A 6,818-nucleotide genomic window follows, 5' to 3' on the forward strand; every position below is an offset into this window, starting at 1 on the left:
TGGTAAACCACGGTGCCTGAATCCTATGGGGATTAGGTTGGCTACAAAACAAAAACTAATTTAATTTTGTACCCAACACATAAAACCATCTTTATCACTTAATGCGCACGTTTAATCGAAGCACCACGACCAATCCCGTAATAAGTAAAACCTCGGCTATTTAAGCGTTCGGGATCGTACAAATTACGCCCATCAAAAATAACCGGCTGCTTGAGGCGAGCCTTGATCATATCAAAATCAGGTGCTCTAAAATTCTGCCATTCAGTACAAATAATTAAAGCATCAGCACCTTGTAATGCTGACTCCTTTGTACCCATTAATCTTAAATCATCCCTGGCACCATAAATTCGCTGTGCTTCATCCATCGCCTCTGGATCATAAGCTTGAATAGTTACCCCTGCCTTCCACAACGCCTCCATTAAAATACGGCTTGGTGCCTCTCGCATATCATCCGTGTTGGGTTTAAATGCTAATCCCCAAAGAGCCAATGTTTTCCCAGCCAGTTGTGAGTCAAAATGCTGCTGAATAAATTCGACCAACTTAAACTTCTGCTGATGATTGATTTGCTCAACAGCCTGCAACAGTTGAGGCTGATAGCCACAACCTTCAGCTGTACGAATTAACGCCTGAATATCTTTGGGGAAACAAGAACCGCCATAACCACAACCGGAATAAATAAAATGGTAGCCAATGCGAGAATCAGAACCAATGCCTTGCCGCACTTTTTCGATATCCGCACCAACGCCTTCAGCGATATTAGCAATCTCATTCATAAAGCTGATTTTAGTTGCCAACATGCCATTTGCTGCATATTTAGTCAGCTCAGCACTACGAATATCCATAATTAACAACCGGTCATGATTTCGATTAAATGGCTCGTATAGCTCACTAATTAAATCGATAACGCTGTTATCATTAGTATCAATACCTATAACAATACGTTCAGGCCGTTTACAGTCCGCGACAGCAGCGCCCTCTTTTAAAAACTCTGGGTTTGAAACTACATTGAAGGTTATTTGCTTCCCACGTTGCTGTAGAAGAGCTTGTACTCTTTGTTGCACTTTTTCCGCAGTCCCTACAGGTACGGTTGATTTATCGATAATGACTTTCGGGGTATCCATATATTTAGCAATGGTACTGGCAACCTCAAGAACATATTGCAAATCTGCGGCACCGTCCTCATCGGGCGGAGTGCCAACGGCAATAAATTGAATAGTCGCATGTGCCACGCCTGCTGCCGCATCTGTAGAAAATCGAAGTCTACCCTCATCATAATTTTCTTTTACCAACGGAGCTAATCCAGGTTCGAAAATAGCGATACGGCCGTTCTGTAGGTCAGCAACTTTGTTCTCATCAATATCTATGCACAGGACATCATGGCCAACTTCAGCCAATACCGCGGCCTGAACTAACCCTACATAACCAATGCCAAAAACCGTAACTTTCATTCGATCTGTCCTCGAGTTTATATTCAATAAGGAGCGCACAACTGACCATTATCAGGAACTAACCTTAATTTAGCCTGAGGCGACACACCTTATTGCCTGCGAACAATAAAGCAGGTTGAAAAATTTCAAAGAAAAGTAAGGAAGAAAGTATATCAACCGATAATTCGGACATCTCGGCTGCACACATCGATTGAAACAAATTAGGCTTATTTCACAGATTCGTTATAGAACCATTTATATTAGGATGGATATTTCAAATAACAAATGCGGCAATAGATTAGTTAAGCAAATACTTATTCTGCCATCAACTCACAGTAAGGCCTATTCATCAGTTGAAAGCATCAAACGTAAACGACTACCTCCCCCCCAAACCTGGCACTGCCATGCATCACAACGCTGACTAATTTGGTTTAGATGAGTTGTTTTTAAAGTACCTAAAGGCACACCATTACTGAGTTGAATCTGATTTTTGCCCGCGTTGACATTGGCATGCAAACCAGCAGAAACTAGTATCAGATTCTGATATTCCACATGGTAATAACCCACCAACAAAGGAAACTGTCCATCCAAATGGGTACGTCTTAAGAGTTGGTTCAACTGTTCGAGCAAAGATGACATCTGTGGCAAACGATGTTGTTGATGCGCCAAATGCTCCTGAAGAATCCCGTTGAATAGCACTCTTAACAGCAAGGCCGCCAAAATGCCGTTATCTCCCGCCCGCGTGACATCCAGACAATAAAAAGCTAAATCCTTATCTGACAGTGCGGCAATATCCAATACCAGCCCTGGTTTCTCAACCATAGTTAATTGACGATAATTTATGCGGCAGCGCGCAAGAGTCTGCTGAGCGGGTGGTTGTAGCTGTTTCAATAACTGAGCGGCATCATAGGGATTCTTACGCAGCGCCTCCCAATCTTGAATAAGTTCATTTTCTTCAATGGCATGTGAGGTGAACAATGCAGGGTAAAGACAAGCAAGTACTGCTTCACGTAAGCGATTTAAATCCACAATCGGCTTCAGCAAAACATCTTTTACCCCCAAGCGTAAGACTTGAGCAATATCCGTCATTTTATCGGTGGCAGATATGACTAAAATAGGAACCTTCATCCCTTGAATCAGTAAGCGCTCGACAAACTCAATCCCCCCCATCACCGGCATTGCCAGATCGCAAAGTATTAAGTCAGGAACCTGAATTTTTAGCTGTTCCAGGGCCACCAGTCCATTTTCCGCTTGGTGAATTGTCGCGCCGAGTGAGCTTAAGAATCCCGCAATAACTGAGCGAAAAACGGTTTCATCCTCAACGACTAAAATATTTTTACCTGCTAATGGTTTTTCCATGCACTGCTTCTCTTACTAACCTTAATGGTAATAGTGGCTCAAAATGATTGTTTGTGCTTGTCAGAAATTGTTATGTGCGGTGTTACAAACATCAACTTGTGCTATCGGTGCCTTATCAGGTGATATAATTGTTCCTCGCACTTCTCCACGGCTAACTGCCCCGCAGCAATGGCTTCATCCGCGCGGTGAAAATCCAGCATTGATATTTGTGGGCAATAAGGTTGAATGAGAACATCAGGAGGATCGCCAGCCATGCGATTACGTTTCAATCGGTTTTCTAATACTTGAATCGATGTCGACATTATTTCCATGGCACTGGGCGCATTCTTCGTCGAGTTAGAGGATAAGTTCGTTATTCGTGCCCGTAAACGCCCGCGCCAACTATCCGATATATCGGCAGACTTGTCCTCAACAGGCACTTGAGCGGAAAGGATCTCTTGCTGAATAAGATGTGCATCATGCTGCAAATCAACCGCAATAACCCTATCTGCTCCCATGGCTCTGGCCAAAGAAATTGGAACCGGATTAACTACTGCACCATCAACCAGCCAATACCCCCCGAACCATACCGGTGAGAATAAACCCGGCATACTGCACGATGCCCTGATCGCTTGCTTAATATCGCCCTCAGTAAGCCATAACTCCCGCCCGGTAGTTAAATTTGTCACCACAGACCCGAAAGGTAATACGCAATCGGCAATGTCCTGTACTTCGATTATTTCATTTACAGCATTAAAAACTCGTTCTCCACGTAATAACCCACTGCGTCGCCACGAAAAATCCATCAAACGGATAACATCCCAGTATTTAAATGAGCGTACCCAGCGCTCCATTGCATCCAGATGATCGCTCGCGTAGGCGGCACCGACCAATGAGCCGACTGAACATCCGGCGACAACATCAATCTTGATACCCATTTTTTTCAGCGCATTAATGACACCAATGTGAGCCCATCCTTTTGCAGCGCCTGCTCCTAGTGCCAGTCCAATTTTACTTTGTCTCATTGTATTTCATCCCTATCTAACCGGTTTGGCACTGTTTCTCATCTGCACAAATCAAATAAACCTAACGTCACATACTGATAGTTAATACAGCTCACATCAATCTGGCTGTGGCTGAGAAATAAAGCATCTGTTTGTTCTTTTACTTTGCAGCCTTACAGATGAAACTATAGTGAATATTTGTCCTTCTGGTATTTTGATACAAATACTTTACATTTCCTGACTAAGATATAGCCTTCGGCCCAAATGGGGTACTATGAATATTGAAATATGCCAAGCCGACCTATTTATTCCTGGACTTCTTACATTAATGAATCAATTAGATGCGTACCAATCTGCATTATACCCCTACGAAAACAATTACGTGGAATCTCTCGATAGTTTGGCTCAGATAGAAACATTCGTTTATGTTGTTAAATATGAAGAAGGTATAGTTGGATGCGCTATTCTGGCACGGCCCAAGACACCGTACTCTGAAATTAAGCGTGTTTTTGTCAGCCCAGATTATCGAGGCCAGGGAGTTGCTCAACGGTTAATAACCGCGTTGCTCCATCAAGCTAATGCGTTAATTTCAAAGGAAATTCATCTTGAAACGGGAGTTTATCAACCTGAAGCGATAAAATTATATCAACGATTAGGTTTTGAATTAACATCTCAATTTGGCCGCTATGAATATGACCCATTAAGTGTGTATATGATGCAATCGCTAGCTTCTGGCCGCAGAGCAAACCATGAGTAACATGCATAATATACATGCGTCTAATTCATGAAATATTTCATTTGAGTTTCACTATTTTTAAAATAGATGAAATGCAAAATAGCCGCCCTGATGGCAGCTATTTAGAATAAATATCCGAGATTACACAAATCAAAATACGAGATATTGTCTAATAATAGCAAAAGTCGGAAACAGATAATTACATATTATGCTGTTATTTTACATTCTGCTTTTGATGAATTTAGAACCATCATCCGCAAACAGAATTCTATCCAGAATATTGTGAAGACTTACGGATTAATGATGAAATAATTAACCGTTAAAAGTACCAAATGAGACGCTCATTTTTTCGAACATTGCGATAATTTTGTTAATCAGTTTCATGGGTTGCTCCTGTAAATATCTTTATTTTTATGTGATACACATCACAGTTACAAAGTTAATCCAAAATGAAACGCCGGTCAAGTATTTTTGTGACACTCATCACAATTCTTTTTAACTACCGCGCTTCTCTTCTGAGACTATCCGCTTTGAACCTCAACACATGATTAGGTAAGATAGCCCTCATATTCACAACAGTTCGATTTTCCCGACTCTGATTTACTGCTTACGGGCAACGAGTGGCTATCACTGCATATTGATTATTTGGAGAAATTTTGTCAGAACAGTGTCCTTGCGGCAGTACACTTGAATATCAAAGGTGTTGTGAACCTTATATTCTGGGTACCGAAGTTGCGGCTAAACCGTCTATATTGATGCGTTCCCGTTATAGTGCCTACGTGAAAAAGAATGTGGATTATCTCATTGCAACCTGGCATCCCGACTGCAATGCCGAACAATGGCGCGATGGAATCATTCAAAGTTTCAGCAATACCACATGGCAGGGGTTAGCCGTTATTGCTGAAATGGCTGGGGATCAAGATAATGAGGCTTTTGTTGAATTCATTGCCCGTTTTAAAGATGCCAATAGTACTCAGGTTAGTGCGATGCATGAACGTTCCCGCTTTCTTCGCATAAAAGAACACTGGTACTATATTGACGGAATCCGACCATCTGTGGGTAGAAATGATACCTGCCCATGTGGTTCTGGAAAAAAATATAAGAAATGCTGCGGGCGCTAACAGTAAAATCGTTCTTTTACTGGTCGTACCATCGAACATTTACATAACATCAAGTCATGCTAAGACAGGATTTACCACCTTATGCCACACCAGAATATACAAAAAAAAGTGCTCCGCACTATTTGCCCTGACGCCAAAGGCTTAATCGCAAAAATTACCAATATCTGCTACAAGCACCAACTGAATATCGTGCAAAATAATGAATTCGTCGATCATCTGACCGGCCGTTTCTTCATGCGCACAGAGCTTGAGGGTATTTTTAACGATACCACGCTATTGGCTGATCTGGATGATGCGTTGCCTGAAGGGACTAACCGCGAATTGCATACTGCCGGGCGTCGTCGCATTGTTATTATGGTAACGAAAGAAGCGCATTGCCTTGGCGACTTATTGATGAAAAGCGCCTACGGCGGTCTGGATGTAGAAATCGCAGCCGTCATCGGCAACCACAATGAACTACAAAATTTAGTCGAGCGCTTTGATATACCGTTCCATCTTATTAGTCATGAAGGTTTGACCCGTGACCAACATGATCAGCGCCTGATTGAACAAATTGAACAATACCAACCAGACTATGTTGTGTTGGCAAAATATATGCGCGTATTGACGCCAGCCTTTGTGCAACGCTTCCCATACCAGATTATTAATATCCACCACTCATTCTTACCAGCATTTATCGGCGCGCGCCCATATCACCAAGCTTATGAACGTGGGGTGAAAATCATTGGCGCTACTGCGCATTATGTCAATGACAGCCTGGATGAAGGCCCAATCATCATGCAGGATGTCATTCATGTTGATCATTCATATACCGCCGAAGATATGATGCGTGCCGGGCGAGACGTAGAAAAAAATGTACTGAGCCGTGCGCTGTATCGAGTATTAGCACAGCGCGTTTTTGTTTACGGTAACCGTACAGTTATTCTGTAAGCACGCAATAAATCGATATTTTTTGTCGATATAACCATCGCCACGGACAAAAAAACACCGAACGAATTATTTTTTTCATTTCAAGTCTTTACAGGGGCGCTTCATTTGATATGATGCGCCCCGCTTACCAAGACTGTGTTGTAGAACAATGTTGTTAAGTCATGTTGTAGAATAAATAGGCCAGTGGTGGGGTTCCCGAGCGGCCAAAGGGAGCAGACTGTAAATCTGCCGTCATCGACTTCGAAGGTTCGAATCCTTCCCC

At 42.5% G+C, this 6,818-nt stretch carries 6 protein-coding genes; 3 read left to right on the top strand and 3 right to left on the bottom strand.

Going from position 1 to position 6,818, the window contains the following annotated elements:
- Positions 1-98: 98 nt before the first annotated feature.
- The 3 genes from QSV56_RS08520 to rssA form a co-directional block, all read right to left on the bottom strand.
- The gene (locus QSV56_RS08520) at positions 99-1,448 is read right to left on the bottom strand and encodes a UDP-glucose/GDP-mannose dehydrogenase family protein (RefSeq protein WP_019079519.1); all 1,350 of its coding nucleotides are present in this window, start codon (positions 1,446-1,448) and stop codon (positions 99-101) included.
- 321 nt (positions 1,449-1,769) lie between these two features.
- Positions 1,770-2,786 carry a two-component system response regulator RssB gene (gene rssB, locus QSV56_RS08525; protein ID WP_046050874.1) on the bottom strand — a complete coding sequence of 339 codons (1,017 nt, stop codon included), beginning with the start codon at positions 2,784-2,786 and terminating at the stop codon, positions 1,770-1,772.
- Between the two features lie 101 nt (positions 2,787-2,887).
- Complete coding sequence (gene rssA, locus QSV56_RS08530; protein WP_050123112.1) at positions 2,888-3,790, bottom strand: patatin-like phospholipase RssA; 903 nt, start codon at positions 3,788-3,790, stop codon at positions 2,888-2,890.
- 253 nt (positions 3,791-4,043) lie between these two features.
- Between rssA and QSV56_RS08535 the strand changes: the two genes are divergently transcribed.
- From QSV56_RS08535 to purU, 3 genes are all read left to right on the top strand, one after another.
- On the top strand, positions 4,044-4,526 hold the full coding sequence (locus QSV56_RS08535) for a GNAT family N-acetyltransferase (protein ID WP_227747446.1): 483 nt from the start codon (positions 4,044-4,046) through the stop codon (positions 4,524-4,526).
- Between the two features lie 635 nt (positions 4,527-5,161).
- Positions 5,162-5,626, top strand: coding sequence for a YchJ family protein (locus QSV56_RS08540; RefSeq protein ID WP_019079523.1), 465 nt, complete (start codon positions 5,162-5,164; stop codon positions 5,624-5,626).
- 81 nt (positions 5,627-5,707) lie between these two features.
- Positions 5,708-6,556, top strand: a complete 849-nt coding sequence (purU, locus tag QSV56_RS08545) for a formyltetrahydrofolate deformylase (RefSeq protein ID WP_005166151.1) — start codon at positions 5,708-5,710, stop codon at positions 6,554-6,556.
- The last annotated feature ends 262 nt before the right edge of the window (positions 6,557-6,818 follow it).

This window comes from Yersinia sp. 22-579 (assembly GCF_030433455.1).
Lineage (GTDB): Bacteria > Pseudomonadota > Gammaproteobacteria > Enterobacterales > Enterobacteriaceae > Yersinia > Yersinia enterocolitica.